Below are 20160 nucleotides of genomic sequence, written 5' to 3'. Positions count from 1 at the left end.
CAATCACAGAAGGGTCTTGCGCAGGTCCGCCAGCACTTCGCCCAGGTAGGCGGAGAAGCGCGCGGCGCCGGCGCCGTCGATCACGCGGTGATCGTACGACAGCGACATCGGCAGCATCAGGCGCGGCTGGAAGGTCGAACCGTCCCACACCGGCTTCATCGCCGACTTGGACAGGCCCAGAATCGCCAGTTCAGGTGCGTTGATGATCGGGGTGAACGCGGTACCACCAATGCCGCCCAGCGACGAGATGGTGAACGTTGCGCCCTGCATCGCGGTTGGCGGCAGCTTGCCGTCGCGCGCCTGCGCCGACAGTTCGCCCATTTCAGTGGCGATCTGCGAGATGGTCTTCTTGTCCGCATCTTTCACGACCGGGACCACCAGGCCGTTCGGCGTGTCGGCCGCGAAGCCGATGTTGTAGTACTGCTTCGTGATCAGGGCCGCGCCATCGCCCGACAGCGACGCATTAAATTGCGGGAACTTCTTCAGCGCGGCGACGCTCGCCTTGATGACGAAGGCCAGCATGGTCAGCTTGACCGCCGACTTCTGCTTGGCCAGCGACGCGTTGGTATCGACGCGGAACTGCTCCAGGTCGGTCACGTCGGCTTCGTCGAAATGCGTCACGTGCGGGATCATGACCCAGTTGCGATGCAGGTTCGGGCCCGAGATCTTCTTGATGCGCGACAGCGGTACCGTTTCGGTCGGACCAAATTTCGAGAAGTCCAGCGACGGCCAGGCCAGCAGGTCCAGGCCAACGCCGCTGCCACCGGCTTTTGCCGGCGCTGCAGCAGGCGGCGCTGCCATCACGCCCTTGACGAAGTTCTGCACGTCCTGCTGGGTGATGCGGCCTTTCGGACCGCTGCCCGGCACACGGCCCAGGTCCACGCCCAGTTCGCGCGCGAACTTGCGGATCGATGGCGAGGCGTGGGCTTTCGAGCCGGTCACGCCTGGTGCGGCTGGTGCTGGTGCGGCGGCTGGTGCAGACGCAGCGGCTGGTGCCGGCGCAGGTGCAGCAGCAGGTGCCGGTGCAGCAGCGGCTGGCGCAGGCGCGGCTGCAGGTGCGGCAGCCGGCGCGCCGCCGGTCGCTTCCACGACCAGCACGAGCGAATCCTTGGCCACCTTGTCGCCAACCTTGACCTTGATTTCCTTGACCACGCCGGCATGGCTCGACGGGATTTCCATGCTGGCCTTGTCCGATTCGACGGTCAGCAGCGACTGGTCGACCTTGATCGTGTCGCCCACCTTGACCATCAGTTCGATGACTTCGACTTCCTTGAAATCGCCGATGTCCGGCACGGTCACGTCGACCAGGCCGCCGGATGCAGCGGGTGCGGCGGCTGGCGCTTCGGCGGCAGCCGCCGCAGGGGCAGCCGGGGCAGCGGCAGCCGGTGCAGCAGCAGGTGCAGCTTCGGCAGCCGGGGCTGCAGCTGGTGCGTCAGCCGCGCCGCCCGCTTCTTCGAGCAGCAGCACGAGCGAACCTTCGGCAACCTTGTCGCCGACCTTGATCTTGATTTCCTTGACCACGCCGGCATGGCTCGACGGGATCTCCATGCTGGCCTTGTCCGACTCGACGGTCACCAGGGACTGGTCCACCTTGATGGTGTCGCCCGGCTTGACCATCAGCTCGATCACTTCCACTTCCTTGAAGTCGCCGATATCAGGGACTTTGACTTCCACAATGCTCATAGTGTTAGCTCCAATTGTTATGTGAGTTAGCCTCGACCCGCCGCCCCGATTAGCGCAGGGCGGCGGACGTGAGCATTACTGGGTCACCGGATTCGGCTTGTTCTGGTCGATGCCGTACTTGGCGATTGCCTGCGACACGATGGCGCGGTCGATCTTGCCTTCGTCGGCCAGTGCGCGCAGCGAAGCCACCGTGATGTAGTAGCGGTTCACTTCGAAGAACTCGCGCAGCTTGACGCGCGAATCCGAGCGGCCGAAGCCGTCCGTGCCCAGCACTTTGTAGGTGCGGTCCTTCGGCATGAAGCCGCGGATCTGCTCGGCGAACATGCGCATGTAGTCGGTCGTCGCGACGATCGGGCCGCTGGTGGCGCCCAGCATCTCGGTCACGTACGGCACGCGCTGCGGCTGCTCCGGATTGACCATGTTCCAGCGTTCGCAATCGTTGCCGTCACGCGCCAGCAGCGTCAGCGACGGCGCCGACCACACGTCCGCATCGACGTTCCAGTCGTTCTTGAGCAGTTCGGCCGCAAAGATCGACTCGCGCAGGATGGTGCCGCAACCGATCAGCTGGACGCGCTGGACATTGTCCTTGCCGCCCTCTTGCAGCAGGTACAGGCCCTTGAGAATGCCCTCTTCCTGGCCAGGCTTCAGGCCCGGCTGCGGGTAGTTCTCGTTCATGATGGTGATGTAGTAGAACACGTCTTCCTGTTCTTCCACCATGCGGCGCAGGCCGTCCTGGATGATGACCGCGACTTCGTGACCGAAGGTCGGATCGTACGGCAGGCAGTTCGGCACGGTCGCGGCGATGATGTGGCTATGGCCGTCTTCGTGCTGCAAGCCTTCGCCGTTGAGCGTCGTGCGGCCAGCGGTGCCACCCATCAGGAAGCCGCGCGCACGGATGTCGCCCGCCAGCCAGACCAGGTCGCCCACGCGCTGCATGCCGAACATCGAGTAGAACGTGTAGAACGGGATCATCGTGCGGTTGTTCGACGAGTACGACGTCGCTGCAGCGATCCACGAGCTCATGCCGCCCGCTTCGTTGATACCCTCTTGCAGGATCTGGCCTGCCTTGTCTTCGCGGTAGTACATCACCTGGTCGCGGTCGACCGGCTCGTACAACTGGCCCTGCTGGTTGAAGATGCCGATCTGGCGGAACAGGCCTTCCATGCCGAAGGTACGCGATTCGTCGACCAGGATCGGCACGATACGCTGGCCGATGCTTTCGTCCTTCAGCAGGCTCGTGATCACGCGCACATACGCCTGGGTCGACGAGATTTCGCGCCCCTCTGGGGTTGGCTCGAGCACGCCCTTGAACGACGCCAGCGCCGGCACCGTCAGCTTTTCGTCCGATTTTTCACGGCGCTGTGGCAGGTAGCCGCCCAGCGCTTTACGGCGCTCGTGCAGGTACACCATTTCAGGCGCATCGTCGGCCGGCTTGAAGAACGGGATGTCGGCCAGCTGGTCGTCAGGGATCGCGATATTGAAGCGGTCGCGCATGTCGCGGATCGCCTGGTCATCGAGCTTCTTGGTCTGGTGCGCAGTGTTGCGCGCCTCGCCCGACTTGCCCATGCCGAAGCCCTTGACGGTTTTCACCAAGAGGACGGTTGGCGTGCCCTTGTTTTCTTGTGCGTTCTTGAACGCGGCGTAGATCTTGTGCGGATCGTGGCCGCCGCGAGTCAGGCGCCAGATGTCGTCGTCGCTCATCTTCGACACCATCTCGAGCAGCGCCGGATCCTTGCCGAAGAAGTGCTTGCGCACGTAGGCGCCGTCCTTGGCCTTGTAGTTCTGGTATTCGCCGTCGACCGATTCCATCATCACGCGCTGCAGGATGCCGTCCTTGTCCTGGGCCAGCAGCGGATCCCACTGCGAGCCCCAGATGACCTTGACGACGTTCCAGCCGGCGCCGCGGAAGTCGGCTTCGAGTTCCTGGATGATCTTGCCGTTGCCGCGCACCGGACCGTCCAGGCGCTGCAGGTTGCAGTTGACGACCATGACCAGGTTGTCCAGCTGCTCGCGCGCGGCCATGCCGATCGCGCCCATCGATTCCGGCTCGTCCATCTCGCCGTCGCCGCAGAAGACCCAGACCTTGCGGTTGTCGGTCTTGGCGATGCCGCGTGCGTGCAGGTACTTCAGGAAGCGCGCCTGATAGATCGCCATCAGTGGCCCTAAGCCCATCGAGACGGTCGGGAACTGCCAGAAGTCCGGCATCAGTTTCGGGTGCGGGTACGACGACAAGCCCTTGCCGTCGACTTCGCGGCGGAAGTTCAGCAGCTGCTCTTCGCTCAAGCGGCCTTCGAGGAAGGCGCGCGCGTAGATGCCTGGGGACGAGTGGCCCTGGATGTACAGCAGGTCGCCGCCATGGTCTTCGGTCGGGGCGTGCCAGAAGTGGTTGAAGCCCGTGCCCAGCATATTGGCCAGCGAGGCGAACGACGAGATGTGGCCACCGAGGTCGCCGTCAGCGCGGTTGGCCTTGACCACCATCGCCATCGCGTTCCAGCGCATCCACGAGCGCAGGCGCTCTTCGTATTCGAGGTTGCCGGGCGAGTTCTGGTTCAGGTGCGCGGGAATCGTGTTGACGTACGCGGTGTTGCTCGAGAACGGGACGTGCGCGCCGCGACGGCGCGCCAGGTCCACCAGGCGCTCCATCAGGTAATGGGCGCGTTCCGTTCCTTCATGTTCGATTACCGCCTCCAGCGCATCGAGCCATTCCTTGGTCTCGATTGCGTCCGGATCGTTGGCGGTTTGCGAGGTCAACTGGTCGAGTTGAGCTGCCATGTCATGCGTCTCCTAGTGTGGTACGCCCCATCCGATCCCTGCGCAGGCTGGCGGCGGTTGATGAAATTCGAACTATCTTTTAGCTAAACCATCAGATTCTAACAGTGGACTTCCTCATTTTCAAACTATGATATTCGATTTCATAATGTGAAAACCCATGCTGCGACTGCACAATTTGTATAGGGAAATGTTGAACTTCCTGCCACCAATCATCGTATACCGAAGCGCCTGAAACACGGCAGAAAAGGGCCATTTCAGCCATGCGGAACGGGCGACAGCGAACGGCAAGGCGGGCGCGGGCCGTATAATTCTGTTTTTGCCCAGGACGAGCCTCCCACCATGCCAGCCCAACACATCGACGGAATCCTTCTTTCCCAACAACTGCGCACCGACATCGCCGCGCGCACTGCCAAGCTCACCGCAGCCGGCAAGCAGCCCGGCCTGGCCGTGATCCTGGTCGGGGAAGATCCCGCCAGCCAGGTCTATGTGCGCAACAAGGTCAAGGCCTGCGGCGACGTGGGTTTCCACTCGGTGCTCGAAAAATACGACGCCGACCTGAGCGAGGCTACCCTCCTCGATCGCATTGCAGCATTGAATACCGACCCGGCCATCCACGGCATCCTCGTGCAAATGCCGCTGCCGAAGCACATCGACCCGAACAAGGTCATCGAAGCGATTTCGACGGCCAAGGATGTCGATGGCTACTCGGTGCTGTCGGCCGGCGAACTGATGACGGGCCTGGAAGGCTTCCGTCCATGCACCCCGTACGGCTGCATGAAGCTGATCGAAACCACGGGTGTCGACCTGCGCGGCAAGCACGCTGTCGTGATCGGCCGCAGCAACACCGTCGGCAAACCAATGGCCATGCTGCTCTTGCAAGCCAATGCCACCGTGACCATATGCCATAGCGCGACCGCGGATCTGGGCTACCACACCCGCCAGGCCGATGTCGTGGTGGCCGCCGTCGGCCGCCGCAATACCCTGACCGCCGATATGGTCAAGCCGGGCGCGATCGTGATCGACGTGGGCATGAACCGCGACGACGCGGGCAAGCTGTGCGGCGACGTCGATTTTGCCGGCGTGCGTGAAGTGGCTGGCCACATCACCCCGGTACCGGGCGGTGTGGGCCCCATGACGATCACGATGCTGCTGCAAAACACGGTGGAATCGGCGGAACGCGAACTGAAGAACCAACGCTAACGAATCTGGAAGGACTATTGATGACGAACGAAACGAGCAATCCCCTCCTCGACTTTTCCGACTTGCCGCGCTTTGACGCGATCAAGCCCGAACACGTCACGTCCGCCATCGACAGTCTGATCGCCGAGGCGAACGCCGTCGTGGCGCAGCTCGAGGCGCCGCTGGATGAGGTTACCTGGGCCACGCTGGCTCCGCTCGACGAGGTCAGCGAACGCCTGGGCCGCGCCTGGGGCGTGGTCGGCCACCTGAACCACGTGGTCGACACGCCCGAACTGCGCGCCACCTACAACGAGAATCAGCCGAAGGTCGTCGAGTTCTCGACCGCGCTGAGCCAGAACGAGGCGCTGTTTACCAAGTACAAGCAGCTGCGCGACAGCGCCGGTTTCGAGGCGCTGAGCGACACCCGCAAGCGCATCGTCGAAAACGCGCTGCGCGACTTCCGCCTGGGCGGCGCCGAACTGGCCGCCGACAAGAAAGAACGCTTCGCCGAGATCCAGGAACAGCAGTCGCAACTGTCGACGCGCTTTTCTGAAAACGTGCTCGACGCCACCAACGATTACAAGCTCGTGGTCGACAGCGAAGCCGAACTGGCCGGCCTGCCCGACGACGTGAAGGCCGCTGCGAAAGCCGCGGCCGAACGCGATGGCAAGACCGGCTGGCTGTTCACGCTGCACTTCCCGTCGTACTTCCCGATCCTGCAGTTCAGTACCAACCGCGCGCTGCGCGAGACGATCTACCGCGCCACCGCGACCAAGGCGTCCGACGCCGGCATCATGTTTACCGATCTCGCGAAGTGGGACAACTCGTCGAACATCGTCAAGTTGCTGCAACTGCGCAATGAAGAAGCCAAGATGCTCGACTACGGCAGCTTCGCCGATGTCTCGCTGGTGGCCAAGATGGCGCAAAGCCCGCAGCACGTGATCGAATTCCTCGAAGACCTGGCGCGCCGCGCCCGCCCGTATGCCGAAAAAGACCTGGCCGAACTGCGCGCGTTTGCGCGCGACGAGCTGGCAATCGACGACCTGCAATCGTGGGACGTGGCCTTCGCCTCCGAAAAGCTGCGCGAGCAGCGCTATGCGTTCTCTGCCCAGGAAGTGAAGGAATACTTCCCCGAGCCGAAAGTGGTCGCGGGCCTGTTCGGCGTGATCCAGGAGCTGTTCGGCGTGACCGTGCGCCCGGACGACGCGCCGACCTGGCACCCGGACGTGCGCTTCTTCCGCATCGAGCGCGATGGCCGGCTGGTCGGCCAGTTCTACCTCGACCTGTATGCGCGCGCCGGCAAGGCGCAAGGCGCGTGGATGAACGATGCGCGCGGGCGCCGCCTGCTTCATGGCGGCACCGTGCAAACGCCAGTGGCTTACCTGGTCTGCAATTTCACGCCTCCGGCGATGAAAGATGGCGTGCTGCAGCCGTCGCTGTTCACACACGACGAAGTGACCACGCTGTTCCACGAATTCGGCCACGGCCTGCACCACATGCTGACCGAAGTCGAAGAGCTGTCGGTCTCGGGCATCTCGGGCGTCGAATGGGATGCCGTGGAGCTGCCGTCGCAGTTCATGGAAAACTTCTGCTGGGAGTGGGACAAGCTGCAGCAGATGACGGCGCACGTGAACACCGGCGAGCCACTGCCACGCGCGCTGTTCGACAAGATGACGGCTGCGAAGAACTTCCAGTCCGGGATGCAGACGCTGCGCCAGGTCGAGTTCTCGCTGATCGACATGCACCTGCACTACGACTTCGACGCGCACAACGGTCAAGTCCAGGCGCTGATCGACGATGTGCGCCGCAACTTTGCGGTCATCACGCCGCCGTCGTTCAACCGCTTCCTGCATTCGTTCAGCCACATCTTCGCGGGCGGCTATGCGGCCGGCTATTACAGCTACAAGTGGGCTGAAGTGCTGTCGGCCGACGCTTATGCTGCATTCGAAGAAGCGGTCGAAGGCGGCGGCGCCGACCTGTTTGAAACGGGCCGGCGCTTCCAGCGCGAGATTCTGGCGGTGGGCGGTTCGCGCCCGGCGCTCGATTCATTCAAGGCCTTCCGCGGCCGCGAGCCCTCGATCGATGCCTTGCTGCGCCATAGCGGCATGAATGCCTGATTAATTGGATTGACCCTGTCGGGAGTGCCAGCGCACTCCCGATTTTCCATAAGCGCCCATGACCCGCATCGACTTTCATACCAATATCCCGGATAAGCTGGCCTATGCCTGCCGCCTCGCGCGCAAGGCATATGGCGCGCGCGCCAAAATCGTCGTGCTGGCCGATAGCCCCGAACAAGCCGACGCCTTGAATGCCGCCATGTGGACCGTGTCGGATACTGATTTCATTCCGCACGTGATGGCCGGCGACGGGTTGGCGGCGCAAACGCCGATCGTGATTACCGATAATGAAGACAGCGAACTCCCGCACCACGATATGCTCGTGAACCTGACGCGCCGCAGGCCGCGCAACTTCACGCAATTTGCGCGTGTATTTGAAATTATCTCGATCGATGAAGAAGACGCTGCCGAAGGCCGCAAACGCTATATCGCGTATAAAAAAGAATCCTATCCGCTGACCCACTTCGTCGCAGGACAATCATGAGCCACGATCCCGCTTTCGATGCCAGTATTCCCGTGTTGACCGAAGTAGTCGCAGAACCAACCGCGCCGGGCGCGCCGCTGGCGCAACCGGCACCGGTGGTCGAAGCAGAGTCCCCGCTGCCTGCGCCCGTGGCGGCCGCGCCGCAGGACGCACCAGAGGCGCTGGAACGGCGCGCCGTCGACCACTGGAGCGGCGAGCAATGGAGCGTGATGGAGCGGCGCGTCACCGAGCGCATCCTGCAGCAATTGCAAGGCCGGATCGATTTCGTGCTCGAACAGCGCCTGCGCGACGGTATTGCCGATGCCGTCGACAAAGCAATGACCAGTTTCTCAGCCGATATTCGTAACAGCCTCGGCGATACGCTGAGCGATGTCGTGACGCGCGCAGTTTCTCAAGAAATTGCACACATCAGAATGCTGGAAAAATAAACCCGTACCACATGCCGTTCTGCCTTCCATTTGATTCGAAATTAACCCCGCGCACGATTGTCATTCCAAATTGGCGATTCAATAGTAAAATCCCTGCGCGGCTCTTCGAAACGAATCGAATCACCTAATCAAGGAAGAAACAAAATGGCAAACATCAATCTGTCGGGTTATAACCTCGCCGAACTGAAAGGTCTTCAATTCGATATCGAAAAGGAGATCAAAAACCGCCAGCAGCAAGACGTAAAGAAAGCGCGTGAGCAAATTCTCGAGATCGCCCAGAATATGGGCATCTCGGTCGAGGAACTGCTGGCCAAAGGCGGCAGCACCAAAGCCAAGAAGACGGGCGGCGGCGCGAAAGTCAATCCGCAATATCACAACCCGGCTGACAATACCCAGACCTGGACCGGCCGTGGCCGTCAACCAAAGTGGGTTGTCGACGCACTGGGCAAGGGCAAGTCGCTGGACGATCTGCGCATCTAAGCCTCGCAGTACCACGCAAGACCTGCACGCCGCCGTGACGTTCGTCCGGCGGCGTTCGCATTTCTGCCCGCCCCATCCATTCACGTGTTTCGGCTAAGATTGCAACTTCAGCAATCAGCCGGTCGTCGTCGTGAAACGCACTCCCCTCATCGCAGCACTCGCCGGCGCCGCCATCCTGGCCGTCGGCACCGTCTTCTGGTTCACCGACCGGGTCGAACCCCACAGCGGCGCCACCCCGGTACTGACCGCCCCGGTCGCCAAAACGCAGCCATTCTGGCCTGCCCGCGTGCACCTGCTGGCGGGCGACGGCCAGGACGGCGTGCTCGATGGCGCAGCACCCGCCAGCCGCTTCAGCGATCCCTACGGCGTGGCCATTGGCCCGCGCGGCGCGATCTATGTCGCCGACGGGGGCGAGGCCAACCGCATCCGCGTCGTCCAGCCCGATGGCGCAGTGTCGACGCTGGCCGGCGGCAAGGAAGGCTTTATCGATGGCCTGGGCGCGGCCGCCGCGTTCAATACGCCATCTGCCATCGCGCTGGACCACCTGGGCAACCTGTACGTGGCCGACACGGGCAATCACGCGATCCGCCGCATCGCGCCCGATGGCGCCGTGACGACGCTGGCCGGCAACGGCAGTCCCGGCTATGTCGATGGCATCGGCCGTGCCGCCCAGTTCAACGGGCCGGTCGGCATCGCGGTGGACGACGCCGGCATCGTCTACGTGGCCGACACCTACAACGACCGCATCCGCCGCATCGCCCAGGATGGCACGGTGACCACGCTGGCCGGCACTGGCAAGCCGAACCTGTTCGACGGCCCCGGCACGGCCGCCGCCTTCGATACCCCAAGCGCACTGGCCGTCGACCATGACGGCAACCTGTACATCGCCGATACCGGCAACAACGCGGTGCGCCGCCTGCGGCCCGATGGCACGGTCGACACGCTCGCGCTGCCGCCCGAGGCCGAGCGCCGCCCCGCGCTGCGGCGCCCGGTGGGCCTGGCCGTCACGCGCGACGGCTACCTGTACATCGTCGCCAGTGCCGGCGGGCGCATCCTGCAGATGACGCCAACCGGCGAATTCCGTCCGCTGGAGGATACCGACCACCCGCTCGAGCCGAACGGTCTCGGCAGCGATGGCACCGTGCAGCTCAACGGCCCGCGCGGCATTGCCGTGGCGCGCGACGGCAGCCTGGTGGTGGCCGACGCCAACGCTCACCGCCTGCACCGCCTCGCGCCGCCGCGCGCAGGCGAAGCCGCGCCCGTGCTGGCGCGCCCGCCGCTGCAACGGCGCACGGCACCGATGCCCTGGCCGCTTGGCCCGCAAGACACCGTCCATGAAGTCGTGGGCGTGATGGGCGAAGTGCGCGGCACGTATGGCGGCGACAGCCGCGACCATTTCCATGCAGGCCTGGATGTGCGCGGCGACGTCGGCGCAACCGTGCTGGCGATCCTGCCGGCCAAGGTGACCGATCCGTATGCGAACTGGGGTTTCAACAACCTTGGCGAAGGCATGAGCGTGGGGCCGCTGTCGTACATCCACATGCGCGTGGGACGCGATCCGCAAGGCCGCGCACTCGACCCGCGCTTCCAGATCCAGCGCGAAGAAACCGCTGATGGCAAGAGCAATGGCAAGGCCGTGCGCGTGCGGGTGCCGCGCGGCACCCGCTTTGCCGTCGGCGACAAGCTCGGCACGCTCAATGCGCTGTCGCACGTGCACCTCGATTACTACCAGGGCGGCTCGCTCGTCAATGCGCTCACGCTGCCGTTCATCGGTTTCGTCGACACGGTGACGCCGACGATCTCGCGCATCGCGTTGTACGACACTGCCGGCAAGCGCATCACGGCGAAAAAGGGCCAGCCCCTGCGCCTCGACCGTACGCTGGGCGAGCTCCAGATCGTCGTGAATGCCTATGACCAGGTGGATGGCAACCTGGCGCGCCGCAAGCTGGGGCTGTACAAGCTGGGCTACCAGGTGCTGCGCGCCGACGGTACGCCACTGCCCGGCTTCGAGCAGCCCGTCATTACGCAGGTCTACGACCGCCTGCCGCGCAACCCTGACGCGGTGAAAGCGGCCTATGCGCCGACCAGCGGCATCACGGTCTACGGCAGCGCATCGACCCAGTTCGACTATGCGCTCAACAACCGCCTGCGCGATGGGAGGATCGAGACGGGCAGCTGGCGCGTCGCCGACCTGGCGCCGGGCGAGTATCTGCTGCGCATCCACGCCGCCGACTACGCGGGCCAGGTGGCGCAAAACGGCCGCGACCTGGCGTTCGTGATCGAGTAGGCGTGCATGGACGGCGCCGCTGCCGTCATGCACGTCACATAATCTAGACCTTGATATCTACTTTATATAGACATCAAGGTCTAGACGCTTTACGCTGGCCTTGCCACGGGAATGTTCCCGCTACGACAAGGATCATCATGCTCAAGATGTTTGCCACTGCATTGGCTGTCGCCGCCGTGCTGCACGCTGCGCCTGCCCACGCTGCCGACTTGCCCGCCTACCCCTTCATCCACGTGACGGCTGCTGCCGACCTGCACGTGATGCCGGACACCGGCGAGATCGATTTCGACATCGTCAGCACCGACGCCGACCTGGAGGCAGCATGGAAGCTGGTCCACGAGCGTCTAATGGCGAGCCGCGCGCTGCTGGCCGAACAGGGTGTGAAGGTCGAAGACATCTCTGTGCAGGACGTGCTGCGCCGCCCGCTCAAGGAGGGCGAGCGGGTGACGGCGATCGAAACCCGCGCCGCCGTGCACGCGACGGTGCGCGACCTGAACGGGTGGACGGCGCTGATCCAGAGCCTGATGGGCCTGCCCAATGTCGAATCGCTGGCCGTGGCGTTCAGCCGCAGCGACGCCGACAAGATCGAAGCGGAACTCGTGAGCCAGGCGCTGAACGCGGCGCGCGTGAAGGCGCTGAACATCGCCCGCGGCATTGGCACCAAACTGGGGCCGGCGGGTGGCGTGGCGCTGGCGCCACTGAAGAACCTGTCCAACGCGATGGGACTGGCCAGCGATGCGCCGCGCTACCCATCGGTGTCGTCGCCACGCGATCCTCAGCTGGTGGGCGTACAGAAATTTGTGCAGGGCGTGGACGTGATTTACCGGATCGCCAAGTAAGCTGACCCACCCTGCAGTGCGCAATGTCACGTGCCTGTCATGGAGACGTGAACGGATGAGTGCTCAGGCGTATGATGGACTTATCCACTGTCCACGAGAGGCACCAGCATGAGCAAACACCACAAAACAAAACACCTGACGCCCGGGATCGCGGCGGCCGCGACGCCCGATCAGACGGAGGCAGTCAAGATTATCGACGCGACCGAAGCGACCGAGGCAGCCGACGAACCGCAAACGGACCAGCCGCTGCCAGCTGAGCCGGCACCCGGCGTCAAAGAAGCGCCGATCGGCGCCGTCAAGGCCGAACCGGTCCACCTGCGCGGGCGCATGACGCTCGAAGACGCGTTCCAGGCCATTGGCCTCAATTGTGTGGCGCAGATCGAAGCAAACGTGCCGGGCGTGCTGAAACAGCATGTCGAGAGCCTGCACCAGATGCGCGTGGGCCTGCGCCGCCTGCGCGCGCTGCTCGCGATGTTCGAAGAACTGGCGCCGCCACCGGTGCCGCTGCATGCAAGCATCGAGTGGCTGTCCGGCGAACTCGGTCCTGCGCGCGACTGGGACGTGCTGGCCGATTCCACCATCAAGCGCGTACCGGGCATCGATGCACAGGCGCTGCGCCAGGCTGCACATGACCGCGCCACGGGCCACCACGCACAGATCCTGCACGTGCTGCGCGATGCGCGCTACACCGAGCTGATGGTGCAACTGAAGGACTGGCTGGGCGAGCGCCGCTGGCAGCCCGAAGGCGGCCTGCCGAAGGATTCGCCACTGCTTGAACGCGCCGCGAAAAGCGCCCTGCCCCTGCTGCGCACGGCCGAGAAGCGCCTGGCCAAGCGTATCGACGGGCTGGAAGAAGCCGATGCACCGGGCCGTCACCGCGTGCGCATTGCCGCCAAGAAGGCGCGCTATGCGGCGGAATTCTTCCGCGACCTGCTGCCGGCGCAGCGCGTCAAACGCTACCTCGGGCATCTCGAAAAGCTGCAGGATCGCCTGGGCGCGCTGAATGATCTCGCCGTGGCCGACCACCTGCTCGAAGAACTCAAGGGTGGCAGCAGCCAGGTCGCCAAGCAGGCAGCCTATGTTCGCGGCTATATCGCGGCAACCGGCGAGGCCGATGCGCAGGGGCTGTCGAAGGTGCTGGCCGACGTCGCCAAGCGCCGCATCACGCGCTGATCTTCCCCGGCCAGGCTGAAAAGAAAAAGGCCCGGGATTCACCCCGGGCCAGACGACAAAGTTACTTCACGTCGAAGCGATCCAGCTCCATCACCTTGGTCCAGGCCGCCACGAAGTCCTTCGCGAACTTCTGGCCGGCATCGGCGCTGGCATACACCTCCGAGATCGAACGCAGCTGCGCATTCGAGCCGAACACCAGGTCGACGCGCGACGCGGTCCACTTCTTCTCGCCCGTCTTGCGATCGCGGCCTTCAAAGCGTTCGACGCCCTGGCCAGGCCGCGTGGCAGGATGCCATTCGGTGGCCATGTCGAGCAGGTTGACGAAGAAGTCGTTCGTCAACGCGCCCTTCTGCTGCGTGAGCACGCCATCGGCGCTGCCGCCGGTATTGGCGCCCAGCACGCGCATTCCCCCCACCAGCACGGCCATTTCCGGCGCCGTCAGCGTCAGCAACTGGGCGCGGTCGATCATCAACGATTCAGCCGGGATGCTGTACAGGGCTTTCTCGAAGTTGCGGAAGGCATCCGCGACCGGTTCCATCGCATGGAACGATTCCACGTCAGTCTGCTCCTGCGACGCATCGGTGCGACCCGGCGTGAATGGCACGGTAATGTCGTGGCCCGCCGCCTTGGCTGCTGCTTCGACGCCGGCGTTACCGGCCAGGACGATCAGGTCGGCCAGCGAGACCTGCTTGCCGCCCGTCTGCGCCCCATTGAACTCGCCCTGGATGGCCTCGAGCTGCGCCAGCACGCGGCCCAGCTGTTCCGGCTCGTTGGCGGCCCAGTCCTTTTGCGGGACCAGGCGGATGCGCGCACCGTTGGCGCCGCCACGCTTGTCGGAGCCGCGGAAGCTTGCGGCCGAGGCCCACGCCGTCGACACCAGCTCGCCGATGCCCAGGCCGGATGCCAGCACCTTGTCTTTCAGGGCTTTGGCATCGGCGTCGTCAATCGCCGCGCCTTGGGCGGCCGGCACCGGATCCTGCCAGATCAGCACTTCGGCCGGGACGTCCGGGCCGAGGTAGCGGGCACGCGGCCCCATGTCGCGGTGGGTCAGCTTGAACCAGGCGCGGGCAAAGGCGTCGGCGAACTGGTCCGGGTTTTCCAGGAAGCGACGCGAAATCGCCTCGTAGGCCGGGTCCATGCGCAGGGCCAGGTCGGACGTCAGCATCGTCGGACGGTGGCGCTTGGCGGCGTCATACGCATCCGGCACGGTGGCATCGGCGTCCTTGGCGATCCACTGGTGGCCGCCGGCCGGGCTTTTCGTCAGTTCCCACTCGTGGCCGAACAGGTACGTGAAGTAATCGTGGCCCCACTGGGTCGGCGTGCTGGTCCAGGTGACTTCGAGGCCGCTGGTGATCGTATCCGGACCCTTGCCGCTGCCGAAGCTGTTTTGCCAGCCAAAGCCCTGGGCATGCAGGCCGGCTGCTTCCGGCTCTTCCTTGACGTGCTCGGACGGACCGGCACCGTGGGTTTTGCCGAAGGTGTGGCCGCCGGCGATCAGCGCCACGGTTTCTTCGTCGTTCATGGCCATGCGGCCGAACGTGTCGCGGATGTCGCGGGCCGATGCGACCGGGTCGGGCTTGCCGTCCGGGCCTTCCGGGTTCACGTAGATCAGGCCCATCTGCACTGCCGCCAGCGGGTTCTCGAGGTCGCGCGTGTGGGTGATCTCGCTGTCGTCATCCTTGTCGATAACGCCGCGGCCTTCGACGCCGGGCGAGCCCACCGTGTAGCGCTCGTCGCTGCCCAGCCACTTGTTCTCGCGGCCCCAGTACACGTCGAGGTCGGGTTCCCACACGTCCTGGCGACCGCCGGCAAAGCCGAAGGTCTTGAAGCCCATCGTTTCGAGGGCGACGTTACCGGTCAGGATGATCAGGTCGGCCCACGAGATTTTCTCGCCGTATTTCTGCTTGACCGGCCAGATCAGCCGGCGTGCCTTGTCGAGGCTGACGTTGTCAGGCCAGCTGTTCAGGGGTGCAAAGCGCTGCTGGCCGCGGCCGGCGCCGCCACGGCCGTCGCCGATGCGGTAGGTGCCGGCGCTATGCCATGCCATGCGCACGAACAGGCCGCCGTAGTGACCGAAGTCAGCCGGCCACCAGTCCTGGGAATCCGTCATCACCTTGGCCAGGTCGGCCTTGACTGCCTCGAGGTCGAGGCTGTTGAAGGCGGCGCGGTAATCGAAGTCGCCACCCATCGGGTCGGACTTGGCCGAATGTTGCGCGAGCAGATCGAGACGCAGTGCTTTTGGCCACCAGTCACGATTGGTCGTACCGGTGCCGGCTGCTCCGCTGAACGGGCACTTGGCCGGGATATTGTCCACACTCATTTGTTTCTCCTGTCTGATCGGTAAGATTTGACAAAATTATAGGAACAATTCGCTCACTCGTGGATTGGCAATGTTGATGGTTGCGATAGCAGTTGTCACATAAGTTTTTGGCAACAACCCGCAGCCGACTCCACGGTGCAGATGCGCGCATCTTTGAACCGCTCTAATTTTCCACAAGGCAACATTACATCGACATGCAGGTTTTGTCGCGCTATCGTTCTTTCTTTCTAAAAAGAAAGAACTCTACTATGTCGATCAATCAACTCGTCTACGTCAGCCAGGCCACCCGCAAGATGTCCCCTGCCGACCTGGCTGCCATTCAGGATACGGCGAAAAACAATAATGCTCCACTCGACGTGACTGGAAGCTTGTTTTACAACGGCGGCTGGTTCCTGCAGGTGCTGGAGGGGCCGGTGAGCACGCTCGACGAGCTGTACCAGAAAATCGAACTCGATCCCCGCCACAAGAATTCGCGCGTGCTCTACAACGAGCCGGCCAAGTTCCGTACGTTCCCACGCTGGAGCATGAACATGATCAATCTGAATGACCGTCAGGCCGACAAATACGATGAACTGGTCGAGGTCCTGGAAGCTGCGCAAGCCAACCGGCGCATCGGCTCGGCGGCTCCGGCAGTGGCCTTACTGAAGATGTTTGCGAGCTGAGACTGTGCCAGTGCTCGCTACCAGCGGTCGAGCGTGACAAAGTCGCCCAGCGTGCCGCGCTGGGCCCAGCCTTCGAGTTCGAGCATCGGCTTCGGATAAAACTCGGCGACATGGCCGAGGCACAGGATCGCAATCGGCTTGCCGCCTTCCGGAATGCCCAGCAAGGCCGCCAGCTGCACGGGATCGAACAGCGACACCCCCCCATTCCCAAGCCTTCGGCGCGCGCCGCCAGCCACATGTTCTGGATCGCGCAGGACACCGAGGCCAGGTCCATCTCGGGCAGCGTGCGGCGCCCGAACACGTGCCGTTCGCGCCCGTCCATCAGCGCCACGACCAGCACCTCGCCGCATTCGCGCAGTCCCTCGACCTTCAGGCGCATGAATTCGGTGCCACGCTCGCCCAGGGCGTCGGCGGTGGCCACGCGCTCCGCTTCAACGAGCGCGCAGATCTGCTCACGCAGCAGCGTTGACGCGATGCGGATGAAGCGCCACGGCTGCATCATGCCGACGCTGGGCGCCTGGTGCGCCGCCGTCAGCAGGCGCACCAGCACCGCTTCGTCGATCGCGCCGGGGATGAAGTGGCGCACGTCGCGCCGCTCGGCGATCGCGCGGTAGACGCCGTCGATCTGGGCGTCATCGAAGCGGTGCGCCATCGTCGTCACGCCTCCGTGCCCGCCTGGTGGAACACCAGGTCTTCCACGCGCTCACCCTTGCACAGGTGCTGGTCGATGATGCGGTCCATATTGTCCGGCGTGACGTTGTAGTACCAGGTGCCGTCCGGCTGGACGCAGACGATCGGCCCGCCCTTGCAGGCGGCGAAGCAGCTCACCCGGCTGCGCTTGACGCGCAGCGGCCCGCCATCCAGGCCGCTGGCCTTGAACTTCTCGCCCAGGCTGTCGAACAGGGCCTGCGAGGCGCCGTCGGCGCTGCAGCGCGAGCCGGTGCACACGAGCAGATGCCGGCGGTAGACGCCGATGGTGGGCTTGACAACCTGGCGGGGCGTATCGGGTGCGGGGGAATCGAGGGTGGTCATGCTTTGGTCAGGTGGCAAAGGCGGGAGCATAGCCGACGATCTTACATCACGCGCCCTGCGGATCGCCCATAAAAAAGCGCGCCTTGCTCACGCAGGCGCGCTTCATGTCGTGCAGCAGCCGGATGGCTTATTTGGTCGCGAGCACCCACTTGACCAGCGAGCGCGCTTCGGCCTCGCTGACCTGCGGATTGGCCGGCATCGGGATCGGACCCCAGGTGCCAGAGCCGCCCTTGAGCACCTTCTGCACCAGCTTGTCTTCGGCGCCCTTCTGGCCCGCGTATTTTTCGGCGACGTCCTTGTAGGCCGGGCCAACCAGCTTGGTGGCCGAAGTGTGGCAGGCCATGCAATTCTTGGCCTTGGCCAGGTCGGCCTGGGCCAGGGCGCTGCCAGACGCAAACGCCGACAGCACGACACACAACAACAGGGACCGCTTCATGGAATTCTCCAGATTAATGACTGAGTGAATTTTACCGGCAATCCGGTGGACCTTCTGCAAGCGATACACTCTGTAACGCGATCACCACATTTGCTCATACGGTGTAACAGAAAACTGTTAAATTTGCCCATAAGCATCATTTACTCCGTAAGATGTGCGGCTACAAGGAGTTTTCCCCATGCCCCTGATCCTCTTGATCGCCCTGCTTGCCGCGTTGCGCGGCTTCGAGGTCTGGCGTTTTGCCGACCTGTCCTGGTGGTACATCATCGGCCTGATGGTCGTTGCCTTCATCTGGTTCGAGTACATCGAAAAGGCGCTCGGCCTGGACAAGCGCAAGGCGCACGATGTCGATGAACAGCGCCGCACCGACCGCGTGAAGAAGTCGCTCGGCAAGCGCCGCTGACCAGACTCCGGCGCTGTCATGGTGGCGCTGTGATACTTGTGCTGTGATACATTGGACAACTCACCGAGTCCTGTCCATCCATCACCGCCATCAATGCATCCCGAACTGCGCCAGCTCCGCCATTTCGTCGCCGTGGCCGACGAGCTGCATTTCGGCCGCGCCGCGCAGCGCCTGCACATGACGCAGCCGCCGCTCTCGCAAAGCATCGCCAATCTCGAAGACCTGCTCGGCGCGCCGCTGTTTTTGCGCAACCGCCGCATGGTTGGCCTGACAGCGGCCGGCAGCGCGCTGCTGCCTGAAGCGCGCCGCATCCTCGACGAAGCCGGCGCCCTGCCCGAACTGGTGCGGCGCGCGGCCAGCGGCGAGGCGGGCCGCCTGGCGCTGTCGTTTGTTTCCACGGCCGGCCTGGGCATGCTGCCCGACGTGCTGCGCCGCTACCGCGCGGCGTTCCCGGGCGTGCGCCTGGTGCTGCACGAGGCGACGTCCGACGTGCAGTTCGACGACCTGCTGTCCGGCCGCATCGATGCCGGCTTCGTGATCCCGCTGCAGCCGGGTGCACCGGCGGGCATGGCCGATCCTGCGCTTAACTACCGCAAGCTGCTCGACGAACCCCTGGTGCTGTGCGCGCCGAGCGGACTGGCGGCGCTGGCCGCACCGGGGCCGGTGTGGCTGCGCGACCTGCCCCCGCTGCCGCTGGTGATCTTCCCGCGCACGGTGGCGCCCAGCCTGCACGATGCGATCCTCGCGTGCTATCGCGCCGCCGGCGTGCTGCCAACGATCGGGCAGGAGGCAATCCAGATGCAGACCATCGTCAGCCTGGTTTCCGGCGGCATGGGCTTGGCACTTGTGCCACAATCCGTCTCGAACCTGATGCGCCCCGGCGTAGAATACCGTGCCCTGCGCGACGCCGCGCCACTGGCCGAAACGGGCCTGGCGTGGCGGCGCGATAACGATTCGCCCGTCCTCAAGGGCTTCCTGGACCTATTGAAGAAAGACTGATTATGCTGATTCATCCGCAGCCGGACCCGATCGCGCTCGCGCTCGGGCCGGTGCAAATCCACTGGTATGGCCTGATGTACGTGGTCGCCTTTGCCCTGTTCATCATGCTGGGCCGCGTGCGCATCCGCATGCCGCACGTGGCGGTGCAGGGCTGGACCAAGGATGATCTGGACGACATGCTGTTCTACGGGATGCTCGGCGTGATCCTCGGCGGCCGCCTGGGCGAAGTGCTGTTCTACCAGCCGCTGTACTACCTGGCGCACCCGCTCGAGATCTTCATGATCTGGCGCGGCGGGATGTCGTTCCACGGGGGCTTTTTGGGTGTGCTGATCGCGATGGCGCTGTGGGCCCGCAAACGCCGCCGCAATATCCTCGACGTCTACGACTTCATCGCGCCGCTCGTGCCGCTCGGGTATGCCGCCGGCCGCATGGGCAACTTCATCAACGCCGAACTGCCGGGCCGTCTGGCCGATCCGAGCCTGCCGTGGGCCATGCTGTGGCCGGGCGTGGCCGGCCCGCGCCATCCGTCGCCGCTGTACCAGGCGCTGATCGACGGCGTGCTGGTCTTTATTATCCTGTGGCTGTTCGCGCGCAAGGCGCGTCCGCGCCTGGCCGTCGGCGCCATGTTCACGCTGCTGTACGGCTGCGCGCGCTTCTTCACCGAATGGTTCCGCGTGCCGGATTGGGAAACCACCGTGTTCGGCTTGCCGATCACGTCGGGCCAGGTATTGTCGCTGCCGATGATCGTTGGCGCGCTGGCCATGCTGGCGTGGGCGTACCGCAAAGCGCCGGCGCGGCCCGTGACGGCATAAGTACCCACTGGGTGGGCGAACGCACAGAGCGCCCACCCGTACTGCATCGACAAT

At 64.2% G+C, this 20160-nt stretch carries 17 protein-coding genes and 1 pseudogene; 12 read left to right on the top strand and 6 right to left on the bottom strand.

The window, feature by feature from the left end; all coding sequences use genetic code 11:
* Window positions 1–3 precede the first annotated feature (3 nt).
* Both aceF and aceE read right to left on the bottom strand, forming a co-directional pair.
* Window positions 4–1683, bottom strand: coding sequence for a dihydrolipoyllysine-residue acetyltransferase (gene aceF, locus AC56LV_RS17820; RefSeq protein WP_499559581.1), 1680 nt, complete (start codon window positions 1681–1683; stop codon window positions 4–6).
* A gap of 75 nt (window positions 1684–1758) precedes the next feature.
* The gene (gene aceE / locus AC56LV_RS17815; RefSeq protein WP_499559579.1) at window positions 1759–4455 is read right to left on the bottom strand and encodes a pyruvate dehydrogenase (acetyl-transferring), homodimeric type; all 2697 of its coding nucleotides are present in this window, start codon (window positions 4453–4455) and stop codon (window positions 1759–1761) included.
* 339 nt (window positions 4456–4794) lie between these two features.
* On the opposite strand from aceE, the gene folD reads away from it, so the two are divergent.
* From folD to AC56LV_RS17775, 8 genes are all read left to right on the top strand, one after another.
* Window positions 4795–5655, top strand: coding sequence for a bifunctional methylenetetrahydrofolate dehydrogenase/methenyltetrahydrofolate cyclohydrolase FolD (gene folD, locus AC56LV_RS17810; RefSeq protein ID WP_499559578.1), 861 nt, complete (start codon window positions 4795–4797; stop codon window positions 5653–5655).
* A gap of 20 nt (window positions 5656–5675) precedes the next feature.
* Window positions 5676–7751 (top strand): M3 family metallopeptidase, encoded by a 2076-nt coding sequence (locus AC56LV_RS17805; RefSeq protein WP_499559576.1) that lies wholly within the window; start codon window positions 5676–5678, stop codon window positions 7749–7751.
* 58 nt (window positions 7752–7809) lie between these two features.
* Entirely contained in the window at window positions 7810–8235 is a 426-nt protein-coding gene (locus AC56LV_RS17800) for a DNA polymerase III subunit chi (RefSeq protein WP_499559574.1), read from the top strand.
* A complete protein-coding gene (locus AC56LV_RS17795; RefSeq protein ID WP_499559572.1) occupies window positions 8232–8663 on the top strand; it encodes a DUF2486 family protein in 432 nt (143 codons plus the stop codon). The genes AC56LV_RS17800 and AC56LV_RS17795 overlap by 4 nt, the downstream gene beginning before the upstream one ends.
* 144 nt (window positions 8664–8807) lie before the next feature.
* Window positions 8808–9143: an H-NS histone family protein gene (locus AC56LV_RS17790; protein ID WP_183555866.1), complete on the top strand. Its 336-nt coding sequence runs from the start codon at window positions 8808–8810 to the stop codon at window positions 9141–9143.
* Window positions 9144–9273: 130 nt separating this feature from the next.
* Window positions 9274–11430 (top strand): NHL repeat-containing protein, encoded by a 2157-nt coding sequence (locus tag AC56LV_RS17785; protein ID WP_499559570.1) that lies wholly within the window; start codon window positions 9274–9276, stop codon window positions 11428–11430.
* A 137-nt stretch (window positions 11431–11567) separates the two neighbouring features.
* On the top strand, window positions 11568–12269 hold the full coding sequence (locus AC56LV_RS17780; protein WP_499559568.1) for an SIMPL domain-containing protein: 702 nt from the start codon (window positions 11568–11570) through the stop codon (window positions 12267–12269).
* Between the two features lie 108 nt (window positions 12270–12377).
* The gene (locus AC56LV_RS17775; protein ID WP_499559566.1) at window positions 12378–13442 is read left to right on the top strand and encodes a CHAD domain-containing protein; all 1065 of its coding nucleotides are present in this window, start codon (window positions 12378–12380) and stop codon (window positions 13440–13442) included.
* 61 nt (window positions 13443–13503) lie between these two features.
* Here AC56LV_RS17775 and katG read toward each other — a convergent pair whose 3' ends face one another.
* On the bottom strand, window positions 13504–15762 hold the full coding sequence (katG, locus tag AC56LV_RS17770; protein WP_499559565.1) for a catalase/peroxidase HPI: 2259 nt from the start codon (window positions 15760–15762) through the stop codon (window positions 13504–13506).
* 248 nt (window positions 15763–16010) lie between these two features.
* On the opposite strand from katG, the gene AC56LV_RS17765 reads away from it, so the two are divergent.
* Window positions 16011–16424 carry a BLUF domain-containing protein gene (locus AC56LV_RS17765; RefSeq protein ID WP_499559563.1) on the top strand — a complete coding sequence of 138 codons (414 nt, stop codon included), beginning with the start codon at window positions 16011–16013 and terminating at the stop codon, window positions 16422–16424.
* Window positions 16425–16441: 17 nt separating this feature from the next.
* Here the strand turns inward: AC56LV_RS17765 and bluB are convergent.
* The 3 genes and pseudogenes from bluB to AC56LV_RS17750 all read right to left on the bottom strand — a co-directional run bounded on the left by bluB (window position 16442) and on the right by AC56LV_RS17750 (window position 17892).
* Window positions 16442–17076 (bottom strand): annotated as a pseudogene (gene bluB, locus AC56LV_RS17760) (5,6-dimethylbenzimidazole synthase).
* A 5-nt stretch (window positions 17077–17081) separates the two neighbouring features.
* Complete coding sequence (locus AC56LV_RS17755) at window positions 17082–17456, bottom strand: (2Fe-2S) ferredoxin domain-containing protein (protein WP_499559561.1); 375 nt, start codon at window positions 17454–17456, stop codon at window positions 17082–17084.
* Between the two features lie 127 nt (window positions 17457–17583).
* The gene (locus AC56LV_RS17750) at window positions 17584–17892 is read right to left on the bottom strand and encodes a c-type cytochrome (RefSeq protein WP_258835467.1); all 309 of its coding nucleotides are present in this window, start codon (window positions 17890–17892) and stop codon (window positions 17584–17586) included.
* Window positions 17893–18070: 178 nt separating this feature from the next.
* Between AC56LV_RS17750 and AC56LV_RS17745 the strand changes: the two genes are divergently transcribed.
* The 3 genes from AC56LV_RS17745 (at window position 18071) to lgt (ending at window position 20106) form a co-directional block, all read left to right on the top strand.
* On the top strand, window positions 18071–18295 hold the full coding sequence (locus AC56LV_RS17745) for a TIGR04438 family Trp-rich protein (RefSeq protein WP_499455354.1): 225 nt from the start codon (window positions 18071–18073) through the stop codon (window positions 18293–18295).
* Between the two features lie 93 nt (window positions 18296–18388).
* Window positions 18389–19294: a LysR family transcriptional regulator gene (locus AC56LV_RS17740; protein ID WP_499559559.1), complete on the top strand. Its 906-nt coding sequence runs from the start codon at window positions 18389–18391 to the stop codon at window positions 19292–19294.
* 2 nt (window positions 19295–19296) lie between these two features.
* Window positions 19297–20106 carry a prolipoprotein diacylglyceryl transferase gene (gene lgt, locus AC56LV_RS17735; protein WP_499559557.1) on the top strand — a complete coding sequence of 270 codons (810 nt, stop codon included), beginning with the start codon at window positions 19297–19299 and terminating at the stop codon, window positions 20104–20106.
* Window positions 20107–20160: the final 54 nt, after the last annotated feature.

The organism is Telluria sp. RB2R28, assembly GCF_059685835.1.
This window is presented reverse-complemented; position numbering and strand designations above follow the sequence as displayed.